At 35.1% G+C, this 15952-nt stretch carries 15 protein-coding genes; 4 read left to right on the top strand and 11 right to left on the bottom strand.

Annotated elements, in window-relative coordinates; all coding sequences use genetic code 11:
• Positions 1-236: 236 nt before the first annotated feature.
• The 4 genes from JFT95_RS13315 to JFT95_RS13330 all read right to left on the bottom strand — a co-directional run bounded on the left by JFT95_RS13315 (position 237) and on the right by JFT95_RS13330 (position 6942).
• Positions 237-542, bottom strand: a complete 306-nt coding sequence (locus tag JFT95_RS13315) for a monooxygenase (protein ID WP_097809976.1) — start codon at positions 540-542, stop codon at positions 237-239.
• A 183-nt stretch (positions 543-725) separates the two neighbouring features.
• The gene (locus JFT95_RS13320; RefSeq protein WP_002142407.1) at positions 726-1475 is read right to left on the bottom strand and encodes a class I SAM-dependent methyltransferase; all 750 of its coding nucleotides are present in this window, start codon (positions 1473-1475) and stop codon (positions 726-728) included.
• 285 nt (positions 1476-1760) lie between these two features.
• Positions 1761-4958: a bifunctional P-450/NADPH--P450 reductase gene (cypD, locus tag JFT95_RS13325; protein ID WP_201052495.1), complete on the bottom strand. Its 3198-nt coding sequence runs from the start codon at positions 4956-4958 to the stop codon at positions 1761-1763.
• A 505-nt stretch (positions 4959-5463) separates the two neighbouring features.
• Positions 5464-6942, bottom strand: a complete 1479-nt coding sequence (locus JFT95_RS13330) for an MDR family MFS transporter (RefSeq protein ID WP_201052496.1) — start codon at positions 6940-6942, stop codon at positions 5464-5466.
• A gap of 455 nt (positions 6943-7397) precedes the next feature.
• On the opposite strand from JFT95_RS13330, the gene JFT95_RS13335 reads away from it, so the two are divergent.
• Complete coding sequence (locus JFT95_RS13335) at positions 7398-7967, top strand: hypothetical protein (protein WP_201052497.1); 570 nt, start codon at positions 7398-7400, stop codon at positions 7965-7967.
• Positions 7968-8170: 203 nt separating this feature from the next.
• On the opposite strand, the gene JFT95_RS13340 is transcribed toward JFT95_RS13335, so the two are convergent.
• From JFT95_RS13340 to JFT95_RS13355, 4 genes are all read right to left on the bottom strand, one after another.
• On the bottom strand, positions 8171-8569 hold the full coding sequence (locus JFT95_RS13340; RefSeq protein ID WP_201052498.1) for a DUF1259 domain-containing protein: 399 nt from the start codon (positions 8567-8569) through the stop codon (positions 8171-8173).
• A 319-nt stretch (positions 8570-8888) separates the two neighbouring features.
• Complete coding sequence (locus tag JFT95_RS13345; protein WP_002190108.1) at positions 8889-9050, bottom strand: hypothetical protein; 162 nt, start codon at positions 9048-9050, stop codon at positions 8889-8891.
• Positions 9051-9444: 394 nt separating this feature from the next.
• A complete protein-coding gene (locus JFT95_RS13350) occupies positions 9445-9768 on the bottom strand; it encodes a PepSY domain-containing protein (protein ID WP_141507037.1) in 324 nt (107 codons plus the stop codon).
• 20 nt (positions 9769-9788) lie between these two features.
• Positions 9789-10259, bottom strand: coding sequence for a hypothetical protein (locus tag JFT95_RS13355; RefSeq protein WP_061674498.1), 471 nt, complete (start codon positions 10257-10259; stop codon positions 9789-9791).
• Positions 10260-10435: 176 nt separating this feature from the next.
• Here JFT95_RS13355 and JFT95_RS13360 point away from each other — a divergent pair, with 176 nt between their 5' ends.
• Positions 10436-11110: a response regulator transcription factor gene (locus JFT95_RS13360; RefSeq protein ID WP_002128055.1), complete on the top strand. Its 675-nt coding sequence runs from the start codon at positions 10436-10438 to the stop codon at positions 11108-11110.
• Entirely contained in the window at positions 11107-12480 is a 1374-nt protein-coding gene (locus tag JFT95_RS13365; protein WP_002084632.1) for a sensor histidine kinase, read from the top strand. The genes JFT95_RS13360 and JFT95_RS13365 overlap by 4 nt, the downstream gene beginning before the upstream one ends.
• 260 nt (positions 12481-12740) lie before the next feature.
• Here the strand turns inward: JFT95_RS13365 and JFT95_RS13370 are convergent, their stop codons facing one another.
• From JFT95_RS13370 to JFT95_RS13380, 3 genes are all read right to left on the bottom strand, one after another.
• Complete coding sequence (locus JFT95_RS13370) at positions 12741-12956, bottom strand: hypothetical protein (RefSeq protein ID WP_002017170.1); 216 nt, start codon at positions 12954-12956, stop codon at positions 12741-12743.
• Positions 12957-13306: 350 nt separating this feature from the next.
• The gene (locus JFT95_RS13375) at positions 13307-14752 is read right to left on the bottom strand and encodes a L,D-transpeptidase family protein (RefSeq protein ID WP_002142419.1); all 1446 of its coding nucleotides are present in this window, start codon (positions 14750-14752) and stop codon (positions 13307-13309) included.
• Positions 14753-14967: 215 nt separating this feature from the next.
• The gene (locus JFT95_RS13380) at positions 14968-15390 is read right to left on the bottom strand and encodes a YhfM domain-containing protein (protein ID WP_063217997.1); all 423 of its coding nucleotides are present in this window, start codon (positions 15388-15390) and stop codon (positions 14968-14970) included.
• A 103-nt stretch (positions 15391-15493) separates the two neighbouring features.
• On the opposite strand from JFT95_RS13380, the gene JFT95_RS13385 reads away from it, so the two are divergent.
• On the top strand, positions 15494-15784 hold the full coding sequence (locus JFT95_RS13385; protein ID WP_012261233.1) for a hypothetical protein: 291 nt from the start codon (positions 15494-15496) through the stop codon (positions 15782-15784).
• Positions 15785-15952: the final 168 nt, after the last annotated feature.

The raw sequence follows: 15952 nt of genomic DNA on the forward strand, positions 1-15952 counted from the left end.
TTATTTTGCTGCACTAACATCTATTGGTACATTTCAATGACATTCTTAAGAATGATCATATGTTATTGAAGCAATACATGTATTGTAACCTGAAAAATAATAAAGGGGTATTGTCACATCGATATCAAACTATCAAAAAGAGATGACCCTAAATTAAAAAACACGCTATTCTTTCTGTAGCATCAATTCAAAAAAGAAGGGATTCCCCCCTTCTTTTTTAAATTCCGTGTCCCTCATTATTTACTATAACCACGATTCAGTTTAGTTAACTTTTCATTGATGTGAAAAATTCTTATTCTAATATCTTTAACACCAGATGCTTGCAGTCTGTTTTTGTGCATTTCGGCATATTTTTCAGCATCTTGTTTTTCTTCAAATACATAGATGCCTCCAGCTTCTTTCGTTTCTTGATTCTCCGTCCATATTTTCGAATGGAATCCTTCTTCTTCATTAATACTTTTTGCTAAATCCCAAAATGCTTTTTCCATTTCTTCACCAAAAGGACCTTCAAACGGAAAATCAACTTGTAATAAATATGCCATTTTCACTCACTCCTATGTTCAATATTTTCACAACCTCTTTTATAAAATAATTACAAAATGATAGCAACTTGAACGCATACAGTTTAACGGCTTTCGGTTATGTTCTTTAAAAAAACAGCCATTCCTTAGTGAAACGGCTGTTTTCGTAATTCAATAAAAGCTCCCAGATTGCGGTAAATATTTTTAAAGATTATTTTGTTTTTTTGACTTGATTATAATAAAAGATGGACTTCGCGATTCGTTTATTAAATCTGGCATTTTCTCTATCCCTGCCAAAGTTGATTGCGGTTCGATTATTTTATCCAGCGAAAGCCCGTGTTCAATTAAAGTATTTATTAATGTAGCAACAGTTCTATGATAAATAACCACACTATCGTCAACAAACCAGTTGTGTACTCTGATTCCTTCTTCTTGATAATTATCTAATGCCCAGTGTGATTTATTACCATCCTCAGTTTTTATCCAATGGTTGCTTCCTTTGCGAGCTGTTGCTATTGGGTGTTCGGTTGAAAAGATAAATTCACCACCGCTTTTTAATAATTCATTAATCTTTTGAATCATTGCCGAGTAATCTTCAATGTAATGTATAGAGAGGGAACTTATAATCAGGTCGAACTTTTGATTGGCTAGTCCCATATCCTCCATAGGAAGACACATAAATTCTATGTTATCATCCTGATTTAACTTTTTAGCACGTTCAATCATATTTTTGGATATGTCTACACCTATTACGTTTTTTGCACCATTTTCTATACAATACTTTGAAAAATGACCATCACCGCAACCCAAGTCTAGTACCGATTTTCCTTTCAAACACAGAATTAATGATTTGATTGCTGGCTGTTCTATGAAGTCATTAGCATTTATTCCACTTTCACGCAACGCTGTGTAGTTTTTGAAGAAATTCGGATTATCGTAAACATTTTGTCTCACTTACATCACTCCTCTGATAAGGTTTTCATAGATTAAGCTGACTTCTGTTTCCAAATTACCATACTAACCATAAAAATTTTGTCATCCTTTTATTCATGTTGTGTATATAAAGCATAAAGATTGTTGGATTTTGAATCAACATATACGTCCCTTTTATTTAAAAATAAAAAACCCCATATTCAATAAAAAATACAGGGTTTTTATAAATCAGTTTATTTTGTTTAAAGTTATACTTAGTCGAAAGAAGTTCGTGAATTAAATATTACTTATCTAACTAAGAAGAATTTAGATTCCAGCCCAAACATCTTTTCCATATCGCCCTTCGTCTTGCACACGTTCCAACCAATTCCTTGCTTCTTGTTCACTGACTTCATGAATTTCTTGATAGGCTTGACAAAGGGTGTCTTCTACGTCAGGAGCCATTTTACTTCCATCACCACATATATAAAGATGCGCCCCATTATCTAATAACGAAATTAAATTGATTCTATCTTGTTTTATTAAATGCTGTACATATGTTTTAGGATATCCTTCTAGGCGAGAAAAAGCTGTGTGTAAAGAGATTAATCCATCTCTTTCATCATTTTCTAGTTCTGTACGATAGAGATAATCCTTTTCAGGATGACGACAACCAAAATATAGATGTGCTTGTCCTAAGTTAATACCTTTTTGCTTTTGAACACGACGCGCTTGCAAGAATCCACGGAATGGTGCAACTCCAGTACCTGGTCCAACCATGATAATTGGTGTTTCTGGATTTTCAGGTAATTGAAAGTTTGATTGTGGCGTTCGAATGAAACATATAATCTCATCTTTATTATGACGCTGAGCTAAATAATTAGAAGCGACTCCTTCATATGTCCCTTCCCCACTCCATGCAGGTGCATTAACAACACCAACTGTAATGCTCAGACGATCCTGTGCAACGAGTGGAGAGCTTGAAATAGAATAGTAACGCGGTTTGAGCGCAGGAAGAAGTTCTAAAAAGCGTTCAAATCGGATTTCACAAGCCTCATACTTTTCAAGAAGATCCAACATTGACATACGTTTCTTTAATATTTGTTCATGATAAACTCCCTCTTCCAATAATGATTCCAATTCCTTTTTATGAGGAGGGCATGCTGTAAATGTCACCATTTCTCGTATTTGTGCTCGAGTGGCTGCTTCTTGAACTTCTACACTATAACTAAGAAGGTCAAATAAACTAACAGGACTGTCTAAAGGTATGTGATTTACACTTCGTCCACTTGCACTCAATATGACTTGATCCTTCCCATTTAATCCAAAGCGTTTTAAAATTCGGTTGACATTTTTCTCACTATTAATTGGCAGCACCCCAAGGTGGTCACCTTCTTGATACGTAGCGCCTTCTGGCAAGGATATCTCAATATGTCGCGTGCTTCTTTCACTGCTAGATGATTGAAGTTCACGATTTTCTAGTATAGATGCATAAACTGCTTCATATGTTCGCGCAAGAGGAGATCCTCCAAGACGACTAACAAATTGTAAACTTAATGTACTGCGTTCTTTCTCAATGTTTTTGTTAAGTTCCAATCCAAATGCCTTCATCGCATCAGACCACATACTTTGTTTCCATTGCTCGAGCTGTTCCTCGAAATCACCACTTGCATCCGCTTCTCCACGTGTAGAAAATCTTGTTGCTCCTTTTTGAGCCATTTGCTCATCAATGTATCTTGGAATTCGCTGATAAGTACTAGCCCAATTATGATCTCCACAACCAAAAACTGCGTATTGAACACCTTTTAGCTCATCCGATTTTAATTCCTCCAACCATTGCACAAACTGCCCTGCATTACTTGGTGGTTTTCCATTATAAGAAGAAGTTACAATAAGAACCGCCCCTTCTTTTGGCAGACTTCCAATTCGATCGTTAAGTGCTACCACTTCCGTTTGAACACCTTCTAAACTAGCTGTATCTGCTAGTTCTCTTGCAATACCTTCTGCTACCCCTGTATCCGATCCATACAGAACAAGAAGCGAAAGATTATCGGCTCCAATAATAGAAGGAGTCTTCTGAACTTGCTGTTCGATTTCATCGTTTTTCAGTTTCTCCTCTATAGGCGCAAGAACAGTAGTATGGCTAATAGTTTGATTTCGGGGTAGAATCCTAATTTTAAAATCACCAGGCTTTAGCGTTAATGTTTGTTTTACGTCCAGCTGATAGTCTTGATAATCGATGAATTCAAAATGTTGAAGAAGCATCCCCATTACGAGTGTGGCTTCATGAAGTGCAAACTGCATACCGATACATGCTCGTTGACCATTTCCAAATGGCTTATAAGCATGATGGGGAATCTTATCCAGCTCTTCAAATCGTTCAGGTTGGAATTCTTCCACATTGTCTCCCCACGCGTCTTTATCCCTATGTAGCTGTGGAATAAGAACAGAAATACGATTTTCTCCTTTCTTAATTGGATATTTCCCACCAATCACTGTATCTTCTTTTGCATAGAGACTGAATGCTGGAGCAGTAGGCCATAGACGTAGCGATTCATTTAAAATCATCCGGATATACTTTAATTTCATAACTTGTTGGTATGTTGGAGTGGGATCTGTTAAAACCCGATCTACTTCTTCATAGGCTTTTTTCAATTTATCTGGATTCTTTAATAAAAAATAGATTGCAAAAGATAATAATCCACTTGTTGTTTCATGCCCAGCTATTAAAAAAGTGATAATTTGGAAACGAATATTTTCATCATCTAATTTTTCACCAGTTTCCGGATCCTGCACATTTAACATACGGGAAAGTAAATCATTTTCTTCCTGATTTCCACTACTTTTACGTTCAGCAATAATATTATCTACTAAAGAAAACATAGATTGAATATCATGCTGAAATTGACGTTTCGTTCTCCACATGAGTTTGTCTTCTATATCCAGCCGCTGTAATTGGTGCATCGCCTCATCTAGAGCACGGCTCATGCTAGTAATAAAAGGATGAGGGGTCTCACGATAATAGCTATTAAATCGATAATTAAAACCACATAGACCAATTGTATCCAATGTAAGGCGAGTCATATCCTCTGGAACATCTACGTTTTCATTCGGATTAAGCCGTGCCCATTTTTGAACGAGTTGTACAGCAATATCAACCATCATAGCATGATAATCTTTCATTGCTCGTTGGCTGAATGTAGGCATCAAAATATTATGAGCTTTTTTCCAGTTAGGCTCGTGAGTCTCGCTTGTAAATAATCCGTCTCCAGCAAAGGCGCGAACTTTCGCTAAAGCACCCTCTATACTTTTATCAAATCTTGTTTCGTCACAGACTTCTGCTACCAGTTCATGTCCAGAAACGACAATAATGGTATCACTTAAAGTTTGAATTCGAAAAATGGGACCATACTCTTCCGCTATCTTGATAAAGGATAGGGTCGGTTTATCTTTATCGATTAATGGGAGATTCCCCAGCAATCCATATGTTTTCGGTTGAGGAATGGCAGATACTTTTTTATCCATTAAAAACACCCTTTCAAAAAAGCATGAAATAAAATATCCCATTCAATAAAAAGAAGATAGCAATGAATCGCCTGGGATAAAGATATGTAATTGATTACCTTATTTTATCTTTTCCCTAACTATTCACGATTATGATATTGCTTATAAGGTTGGTAATCTAAGTTGTTTGTTGATATTAGATTTATAACTTGCAGAGAAAATACTAAATTAAAATGAAGCGTATTATTATAATGTTTATCAGAAATTGAGAGCTAAAGATTGTAGTATTGGGAAAACCAGTAGTTCCTAATGTCAATTCAAACAAATACGATAAGCAAGTATACTGTGTTACTAATGAAAAAGGATCTGATATGAATATCAGATCCTTTTTACTATATATAATTATTTCACTGGTTCTTTTCCAAATTTAAATACCAGCGCCTTAGCAGCAGAAATTTGCATTTCTTCATAGTCTAACTAAACAGCAAAAACTTATAGGAATCATGATCTTAAGTTTTATTTTACTCTACCGATTTAACCTCTCGACAGCTTCCGCACTTGTATCTACACGTTTAACGAAAAAAACTAATAGTAGTGCAACAACATTCATGCCAAGCGCTACATAGAATGAATATTGAATTCCGGATAATAAAGCCTTCTGAGTTAACATTGCCTTCGTAGCCTCTGTGAAGGTTGTAGGATCTACATCAACCATTAGACTTTCAGCTTTTGTTTTTGTTACAGAATTCATAATCGTAACAAGAATAGCAGTACCAATCGAACCGGACACTTGTTGAGCTGTATTATTAACAGCTGTACCGTGCGGATTTAAGCGAGTTGGTAATTGATTAAGTCCGTTTGTCATAAGTGGCATCATCACCATCGCCATCCCAAACATCCGCAGTGTGTAAATAAGAATAATATGTGTGTGACTAGAGTTGAGTTGCAGGTTTGCTAGCATATAAGTTGAAACGGCTGTAATGGAAAGTCCTACTATACCAAGAATGCGAGGGCCATATTTATCAAATAGTTTACCTGTAATTGGTGACATAATCCCCATTATTACCGCACCTGGAAGCATCATCAGCCCAGAGCTCAGCGGTGAAATACCGCGGACATTTTGTACATAAGCTGGGGTTAAAATCATACCCGAAAACATGGCCACTGCGTTAACAATTGCAATTACAGACGCAAGTGCAAACATTGGGTACTTGTAAACACGTAAATCCAATAACGGTTCATTCATTTTTAATTGGCGGACAATGAAAGTAATTAGGGCAATAGTGCCTATGATTAAGGTTGTTAAAACAACTTTATTCGTCCAACCGTCGGAGCTTGCAGAACTGAATCCATATAACAAACCGCCAAAACCGACAGAAGATAATAGTAATGAGAGATAATCAAGTTTTGCATTTTTATTTTGTCTCATGACATTCTCAGATTTCCAAATCCCTAACAGTAAACTAATGATTGCTAACGGTAAAATCATTTCAAAAAGCAAACGCCAGTCATAATACTCTACAATATAACCCGATAGTGTCGGTCCAATTGCTGGAGCTGTAATCATAACTAATCCAAAAATCCCCATTGCTGTTCCCCTTTTTTCTCTTGGAAAGCTTACTAGCATAATATTCATTAACAAAGGCCCCATGACTGAAGAACCTGCTGCTTGAACCATCCGGCCAGTAAGTAATAAACTAAAGTTCGGTGCTAAAGCCGCTAAGGCCGTACCAAAAATAAAAATCACCATAGATGTAATAAATAAGCTCCTATTGGAGAAGCGGGTTATTAAAAATGCTGATGCCGGAATTAATATACCACTTACAAGCATATACCCTGTAGAAAGCCACTGGATCGTCGAATAATCTTTAATGTCTAAATCCTTCATTATTGATGGCAAAGCTACATTTAAAAGCGAGTTATTTAGAAATGAAACAAATGCCCCAATAAAAAGGATTACAAGCATTAAATATGGTGGTTTTCTTTTATGTAATGTTTCACTCATATATTCATTTGCCCCTTCATTATAAATTCCATTGATTCATTTAAATCTTTTGCATATCTGTACAAGAATACATTGTCCTTGCAGTATTTTGCCAAACTCTTCGAATGGATATTCTCTTTTTAGCAATTCTACTTGCTCAACATAACATTTTAAATTTTTTTTGTTGATTAAACCTTTATAAACACGTTTGTTAACCGAAATTAAATTAGGCTGAAATAAACAAAAGGAGCAACTGAAAATACCCTTCTAAAAGCCCCCCATCTAACTTTTTTGCTTTCGCTGAATTTTGAGGGGACGGTGTCTTACTGTCCACAAATAGCGGAATAAATCAACAAGACCACACACCCATTCCTTTAAATACGGGCTTGTAAATCTAGTTATGTAACCATCCATAAAAAGGAATATTACATAGGCTAAGTTTAACATTACATTTTTAAAGTGAGGGGAATAAGCTTATGCACCAATATTGGTATTTGAATTCAAATGGAAACGGGGAGCAATATAATAACCAAATTTCAATGTCATCATTACATTCACAACCTCAAATAACTAAAGCTCAGGTAATGGATGGTCTGAAGGTTCCTGAGAATTTGAGTTGTCGAGTCTATCCATTTGGTTGGGATTCACCAGCCAATTATACGGTTTTCACTCCCGAGCCCCCTCCCTTCCCTTTAGGTCAGCCAATCCATTATGCAGGGATGATGCCCCAAGGACATCCTGCTAATTGGGCTCCATTACCAGGCCATGCAGGTTTTAATTTTCAAAAACCTCCCATCCCCTGGCCCCAACCATTCAATCATACAGGGATGTTCGCACAAGGTCATATTGCCGCTTTACTATCACCGCCAGCCAAAGCTTTTCATTTTAATACCAATAATAACTGGGGTGTTTTTGGAAATTCTCCAGGATGGGGGAATAACGGGCAGCCAGGAATGCTTGGAAACTTACTGACAGCAGGAAAAGGAACCATGAATGGAATCGGAATGCTTAGTAGTCTAATCGGTATGGGAAAATTCTTCTTTTAGTTAATTAGAACGGGAGGATAGGTCCATAGCTCAAACATGCCCCCTCAATGTATTTATTGTATGGTTCCAGTACTCCCTCCAAGTTCGTTTGCTAGTCAAGCGAACTTAATTAATAAAATACAAGGGAAAACCTTCATCTTATGTATGAAAGGATCTTTCAATTAAAGATCCTTTTATATTGCTCATTTAACTAAATAAATTGGTTAATTGCATAACGCTCTTCTAACTTTCCTTGCGAAACTTAGCGGATCATCAACGTCTTCGATATTAACGTAAATTAAATTCGGCTCATCACATAACCACTCATTGTGTATAGACGAAACGATTATTCCTTGTTTAATAATTGTAGCAACAAATTCAGTAACTTCTTTTTGTAAGAGCGCTATCCGACCTAGACATAATGCCTGTCCAGTTTTATTATCTCTTGATTCGAACGAGAAGGAAGTTGTTACTCTAAAACGTTTTCCTAAGATAGTTGCTTGTATTTCATCCCGATTTATTGTTGCCACGCATTTTCCACCGGCGAATCCTTCTTGGCCACCGATAATTCTTGCAAACTGTTGACAAATTAATTTATCATTAATCGCCATGCCTTTAATCATCCCCCTTTTACTGTTAGGTTATGAATGAATACATCGGTCTGAAACGGTAATGAATCTATTCTATTACAAAAAAATGATAGCACTCTAACGAAATCTATTAGCTTGATTACTTGAATTAACTCGGCTATTATATGTTAAAACATTTTTAAAGAGCATAAAAAAGACACCCTAAGGTGCCAGCCTCCAACTTGAGAATCGTATCTATGTATGGAGAAATTTAGAAAAGACAAATACTAAAGATAAGGTTCTAACTATAATTTATAGAGCTCTTATGCCATTAATTAATTACATTGTTCATCATAAGAAGAATCCCGTTATATTACTTTCTGACCAGTCTCGTTAAAGCCATCCCAATAAATCCAGCGCCCATTCCTATTAGCCATCCAGCATGAGTATCGCCTAATATAGATCCCACTCCTCCGCCAAGAAACATGCAGCCAACAAATACTAATCCTCCAATTCCCCAATTCGTCCGTTCCATAATTCAATCACACCCTTTCAATAAAACATATGCTTTTAGCTATCTAAACTTTCTTGCATAGGATGGTTAATTTTTTTGCTTAGGTTTAGCACTTTCAGGGAATTCAAAAGATGCGGAGATTGGCCGATTTGAATGAATTGCAGAAGAAGAATTTAATTTTTATGTATTATAATAACTTACGGGCTGTGGAACAAATTTTTCTTCCACTAACCAACTAATAGAAGCCTGGAGATTTTCCACAATCGGAAGCTCATCCCATCACTATCAAGCTAAGAAAAGCAATTACCCCCACAACGAAAATTATATGCATCATTGACTACTGTTAACGAGAATTATGTAAATAAGCTGCCCATATGGGCAGCTTATTGTATTTTTTCAAATACGCGATATTTTTTTAATCTTCACTATTGATTTCTATTGTACCTGTTCTAGCACTAACCTTTAAAATATTTAACAGATTATCAGGTGTCTTGATTTCCACTTCATATTCAAATTTAGATTGTGCTAAGTTGTCATCTTCTAATTCGAATTCTTTTTTCACATTAATAATTTCTCCATTTGTATGAGCTAAAGAAATTTCACGAACTTGTTTCTCTGTATAGTTTTCATTCTTTTTCGCATAATTGTAACCCATACCATAATATCCACCAACAATAGCAATACCACTTACTAAAATAGCAATTACGCTTATAATTATTTTCTTTTTATGTTTTAACATTTTCATCCACTCCTTAATAATTAATCATCTATTCCAAATCTTGCTTCAAGTACATTTTCTGCTTGCTCTAATTGATCTTCCAGTATATCGTGTTCTCTTTCTTGCGCTTTATATTGTTCAATCGTTATCGTTCCGGCGTGATAATCTGCTTCTAGCTGATTATCAGATAGATCTATCTTGTCATCCAATTGATCAATTTCTTTTTTTGCTGCTAAGTACGTATTTAAGTTTTCTTCTTTAGCTCCAACTGGTTTCGTGTTATTTGCCTTTTCTACAATAGATGTGACTTCGTTTTTAAAATCTTGTATTTGCTTCGTATCATTCGTAGCAGGCCCTGTTTTGTGTGGTTCTTGTTGTAGTTGAGCACTTTCTTTTTGCAATGTATCATTTTCCACTTTCAGTTGTTGTACTTCTGTATTGTTATCAGCTTGAGTAGAACAAGCTGTTAATAATAAACAAGACATTGCTCCAATCATCATCCACTTTCCCATTATGTTCTCCTCCCTTTACATGTGCACCTTATCCATGTCCTTATATTACTGAACAAACATTAAAGGAAGATTAATGTGCAAAAAAATAAAATGATATAATTAAATAGTTTCTAATCTTTCTTTAATGTTTCGGAATTATAGTGATACATATAAATAAGAAGAAAAGGAGAATGTTAATGCGAGTTCTTATTGTCGAAGATGAAAAAGACTTACAAAATATATTGGTAAAACGATTAAATGCAGAATATTATAGTGTCGATGGATGTGGGAATGGAGAAGATGCTTTGGATTATATAAGCATGGCTACCTACGATTTGATTGTGCTTGACATTATGATTCCCGGAATAGATGGTTTACAAGTATTACAAAGATTACGTGCGGACAATAATACAACTCCTGTCTTGCTTCTTACAGCTAAAGATACAATTGATGATCGCGTAACAGGACTCGACTTAGGTGCGGACGATTATTTAGTAAAGCCCTTTGCTTTTGATGAGCTGTTAGCAAGAATTCGAGTGTTGATGCGAAGAAAAACAGGAAATACATCTAATGTGTTTGAAATCGCTGACCTAGTGGTGGATTGCAATATGCATAAAGTAACAAGAGGAGATCAAGTTATCAATCTTTCCAGTAAAGAATTTGCTATTTTAGAATATATGATTCGTAATAAAGAAGTTGTGTTGACACGAGATAAAATTGAGCAACATGTGTGGAATTACGACTATGAAGGTGGCTCGAATATTATTGATGTTTACGTCCGCTATCTTCGCAAAAAAATTGATAGCCAGTTTGAAACGAAGTTAATTCATACAGTACGAGGAACTGGTTACGTATTGCGAGTAGAATCATGAAAAGACTATCAATAAAAATGAGAGTGACCCTATGGTATACGGGGCTAGTTGTAATTATTATGGCACTCGTGTTAGCTTTTATTTTAACTTCTTCAGATAAAGTTTTGCTTTTTAATATGAAAAATCAATTGAAGAGCACAGTAAAAGAAAGTGTTGAAGATATCGAATATAAGCATGGGCAGTTAAAGATTGACGATGAATTTGAAGCCTTAGAAGATGGAGTAAATATCATCATTTATAGTAAACAAGGTGAGCTGCTGGCAGGACATAATCCAACAACCTTTAATAAAAAGGTATCGCTTAAATCCGATGAAATACAAACCATTAAAGACGGTAATAAGGAATGGATAGTATATGATTTTCTCCATAATGTAGGCGGCGATGAGCAAGTCTGGGTTCGTGGCATAATGACCATGAATCAATTATCATCGACCATGAATACGCTTATTGTGGTAACACTCATCTCATTTCCATTACTTATTCTCATTGCAGCAGCGGGAGGATATTTTATTACGCAAAGAGCGTTTCGACCTGTGCAACAAATGAGTGATTCAGCCAGTGAAATTGGTGATGGTAAAGACCTTTCGAAGAGAATTAATTTACAAGGTTCATCGAAAGACGAAATGTATCATTTAGCACAAACCTTTGACAAAATGTTTGAGCGATTGGAGACATCATTCGAAAGTGAAAAACAATTTACATCTGACGCATCTCATGAATTAAGAACACCAACATCTGTTATTATTTCGCAATGCGAATACGCTTTATCGCAGAGGAATAATCCGAAAGAAATGGAAGAATCGTTAGAAGTAATTTTAAGGCAATCGCGTAAAATGTCCGCGTTAATCTCGCAACTCTTATTATTAGCACGAGTTGACCAAGAAAAGCATAATACTTTTCAATTTGAATGTATCAATATGAGTGAATTAACGGAAATCGTTGTAGAAGAGCTTTCATTAATGGTTCAAGAAGCTTCGATTAATATAACAACAAATATAGAGGAAGACCTGTTTATTAAAGCAGATCAAACATTGATGATGCGTTTATTAATGAATTTACTAACGAATGCGATTGCTTATAGCAAAGCGAACGGCACTGTGAATATGCAACTGTTCCGGGATGAAACCAACATAATAGGTAAAGTCTCCGATAATGGCATAGGCATCAGCGAGCAACATATTGCGAAAATATGGGACCGCTTCTATCGAGTTGACGCAGCACGAACATCTTCAAACAATGGAAACACAGGTTTAGGATTGTCGATGGTAAAATGGATTATAGAACTACACGGAGGAGAAATTACCGTTGAAAGTGAATTAGGAGAAGGCAGTACTTTTACATTTAAACTACCTATTGAAAACCGAGCATAATGTATGCTCGGTTTTAGCTTTAGAATACAGATTGATTAAAAAGCTCTCTTCAGTCCTTGTTTAATAATTGTAGCAACAAATTCAGTGACTTCCTTTAATCAACATAGATCATGCACTATGGAATAAAGTGAAACTTTAATCAGCTCCCAACAAACTTCTGTACCCACCTAAATTTTGAGCTGGGAGTTTTACTTTCCACAAATAGTAAGAAGCTAAATATATAGTAAAACCCCAGAAATCCAAAGGTCTCTGGGGCTCCATTATATATTTAGCTCTTTTTGCTTTTTATTTTGTTTATGTCTATGCAGCAATTTTCGACTTATGAGAGAAATCAGTAATAAGATCAGTATTAGTACGAAAAGTTGCATAAATGATAAATCAAAATATTTAGCACCTGTAACTATTAAAAGTGTAGAAATCGTACCTTTTACAATGAAAAAAATAATAATCCATAATCCGCCTTTTTTCCAGTTCATTTTTATTTTACCCTTTCCTACGCTTAAATTCTTAAATGGGACACCTTAATAGAAATCTATTATATTAATAAAAAAGTAAACTTTTTCACAAAAATCATGTCCAATTACATGCGACGATTTCATAATAAATGAAAATGATATTCAGTGTCAATTTTATTGACTATTTGAATATCTATTTATCATCTCAATCTCTTTCTACTTCGTTTCTTATAGGCAATGAACTCTTGTTTTCAAACAAAAAACACCTCCATTGAATTTGCACACTAAATATGCGAATTCAAGAGGTGTTTTTTCATGTACCATCAGATAAGATTTCCTGCTTTATTTATTTCTTGATACGTAGCTATTTTCTAGTACACAATAACTGGATCATTAGTGTTCAAACTATCATATACAGTTTTTGCAACATTAGGAAGAAGGTTTACACACCCGCCTGATCCCCCTGTTAAATAAGCATTATTTGCCCAGTCTTTTCGCCAGCCTGCATCATGGAATCCTTGGCCGCTATTTGTGAATGGAACCCAGTAATCTACCTTAACTGCATAATCAGCTTTACCTACTGCGCTGCCTTTCAGCGTGTATGGTGTTCGTTTATATAGAACGTACCACACACCTGGTGATGTATCTTCACTCGTGCTATGTTTACCAGTTACTACATTTGTTGTGACGACTAATTTCCCATCTTTATAAATCCAAATTTGTTGATCTGCAATTGAAACTTCCGCATACGTGTCTCCGATGCCATTATTCGATGTTGTTTCATAACCGATACCTTCCTTCTCCCAACCATTTCCATGGATATTAGAAGCAGATAGCGATTTTTCACCCTTTTCAAAAGCTTGTTGAACTTGTTTTGTTTCTTTTTCAACATCTAGTGCCCAGCCGTAGCCTTGTCCTTTTACTGATATGACCGAACCGGAATGGGTTTTAAAGCTGAAATTTTTATTTAATGTTGATTTAGCATTATTAATTTCAGCAATCTTATTCTTAATGTCGCTCGCATCGATTGTAACTTTCATATCCTTTGACATAGAGGCATTCTGAATTAAATCTTTCGCTTTTAAAGGATACACTTCATTCTGCACTTTATACTCAACAGACTGCCCAAGAAGATTCTGTAGTGCTTTCTCCTCTTTTTTGACAATCGGGTCGTCTTCTTTAATAGGCTGTATGTATGTAGACTTCAGATGAATTTCGCTTTTATATTTCTGCTTGTCGTAATCTTTCAGTAGACTAGTAACGTCATACTGTTTTCCATCAACGCTCTTCGAAATAACAACTTTTCCTTGTTCAAGCTTCGCCATAGCATCTTGAGGCGCTTTTAATTTTTCATTCATAGAGATGAGCTTTTCTTCTACAAGTTTTTTCATCGTTTCACTACGATACTGATCCGCCTTTTCCGGTAGCACTGAATATTTTTTTTCCTTTGAGGAAGGGAAAAATGTCCACTGGCTTTTTAATAGTTTCTTAACTTGAGGCAAATCTTTTTCCGTAAGTTCCGTTTTTGTATCTTTTTCATCTAAAATTTGTTGTTGATCAACATAGACTTTGTTTTCTAGTCCAGATGTTTTTAATTTCTGTATTGCCTGATCAGCGTTCAGACCACCGACTTTTGTGTCATTAATCGTAACATTTGAATTGAAGTGAGTTGCCTGATAATAACTCATTCCTCCAATGAGAAGTACAATTACACCAACACCCGCTGCAATAAGCTTCCAATTTGTAAAACGTTTGCTTGATCTTACTCGTTTTCTCTCAACTTCTTCAACTGATTCATTTATTGGATTATTGTTCATCAATCTTTCCCCCGTATACATTAACGTCAATCGATTTTAAACTAAAACCATTGACTAGTGTACCTTATTTTTCCTAAAATTTCATTATTTTTAAAAAGATTTTATCGCATTTAATTGATTAAATTTAGACTTTTTAATAGAAAGACACACTGAATAATTCCTTACAAGTAGTGAATCATTACAATAAATCTGAAAAAGTTAAGTACCATATACTTTTATTCAACTAACTTTTCTCCCGTAACAATCTCAAACAAAGTGGCTGCATTTTTCCCTTCTAATTGAGCATAGCGATTATCCCCCGCCATAACTTCTACTTTATCTTTATTAGGACTTATCCAAATTTGATACAACACAGCTTTCGCCTCTATTTTCGGATTTTTAAATTGAAAAACAAAGTGATAATCAGCTGAACGAGACATTTCCACTTTTTTATTTTCAAAATGAATATCATTTAATATTTTCTTTACTTGCAACACTTGATTATTGTCTGTAACTACTTTCAAATCCTCATAATTATCATCACCAACACGTTTTTGCACTTCGATTCTTTGATCTTCATTTCCTAGTATATTTGAACAGCCGGTTACTATGAATATACACATAAAAACAATAACTAAAGTTAAATTTCTAATTCGCATATTAGTCCTCCTCTTTTTAATAAAAGGCATCCTAAATTGTAAAATAAAGGTAAACACCTTGCAATTAGACATATAAATACTAATAAGGAAGGAGTGCTATTCCATGCAACTGAAAACATACACTTGGAAAAGTTATACGTTTCTCATTGTAAGTATATTCGTTACTATTAATCTATTTCTCTTCTCACCTATTTTAGACAGAGTTGGAGTAGGATACGTAGTTGCTTTCGCGTACTTCATATTAACTTCCGCTGTTATAGCAATTATATTAGCAGTTATCTCATTTTGTAGTCGCAGCGAAAAGAAAATTTTATCTATTATCGGTTTAACCTTTACGTTATTTAACACAGCAATTATTTTATTTTTCCTTTGGTTCGGTTACCATTTCACTTAAAATACAAATATAATCCGTAACCTAAAAGAAGTATTAGTATTATAGAAATGCTGAGTATCGTGTATATGACCCATCTTAATGTTGTACTCATATAATCACCCCTCCCACGTTCCAATAATTCCATTATATAACAAATGATTCATTGAAAGTTTAAAACGTGCTTTAAAA

This window comes from Bacillus sp. TH17 (assembly GCF_016651125.1).
Lineage (GTDB): Bacteria > Bacillota > Bacilli > Bacillales > Bacillaceae_G > Bacillus_A > Bacillus_A mycoides.

Excerpts from the sequence above, each read along its gene's own strand:
- JFT95_RS13315 (WP_097809976.1), bottom strand. The coding sequence starts at position 542 with ATGGCATATTTATTACAAGTTGATTTTCCGTTTGAAGGTCCTTTTGGT.
- cypD (WP_201052495.1), bottom strand. The coding sequence starts at position 4,958 with ATGGATAAAAAAGTATCTGCCATTCCTCAACCGAAAACATATGGATTG.
- JFT95_RS13330 (WP_201052496.1), bottom strand. The coding sequence starts at position 6,942 with ATGAGTGAAACATTACATAAAAGAAAACCACCATATTTAATGCTTGTA.
- JFT95_RS13335 (WP_201052497.1), top strand. The coding sequence starts at position 7,398 with ATGCACCAATATTGGTATTTGAATTCAAATGGAAACGGGGAGCAATAT.
- JFT95_RS13340 (WP_201052498.1), bottom strand. The coding sequence starts at position 8,569 with ATGATTAAAGGCATGGCGATTAATGATAAATTAATTTGTCAACAGTTT.
- JFT95_RS13345 (WP_002190108.1), bottom strand. The coding sequence starts at position 9,050 with ATGGAACGGACGAATTGGGGAATTGGAGGATTAGTATTTGTTGGCTGC.
- JFT95_RS13350 (WP_141507037.1), bottom strand. The coding sequence starts at position 9,768 with ATGTTAAAACATAAAAAGAAAATAATTATAAGCGTAATTGCTATTTTA.
- JFT95_RS13355 (WP_061674498.1), bottom strand. The coding sequence starts at position 10,259 with ATGGGAAAGTGGATGATGATTGGAGCAATGTCTTGTTTATTATTAACA.
- JFT95_RS13360 (WP_002128055.1), top strand. The coding sequence starts at position 10,436 with ATGCGAGTTCTTATTGTCGAAGATGAAAAAGACTTACAAAATATATTG.
- JFT95_RS13365 (WP_002084632.1), top strand. The coding sequence starts at position 11,107 with ATGAAAAGACTATCAATAAAAATGAGAGTGACCCTATGGTATACGGGG.
- JFT95_RS13370 (WP_002017170.1), bottom strand. The coding sequence starts at position 12,956 with ATGAACTGGAAAAAAGGCGGATTATGGATTATTATTTTTTTCATTGTA.
- JFT95_RS13375 (WP_002142419.1), bottom strand. The coding sequence starts at position 14,752 with ATGAACAATAATCCAATAAATGAATCAGTTGAAGAAGTTGAGAGAAAA.
- JFT95_RS13380 (WP_063217997.1), bottom strand. The coding sequence starts at position 15,390 with ATGCGAATTAGAAATTTAACTTTAGTTATTGTTTTTATGTGTATATTC.
- JFT95_RS13385 (WP_012261233.1), top strand. The coding sequence starts at position 15,494 with ATGCAACTGAAAACATACACTTGGAAAAGTTATACGTTTCTCATTGTA.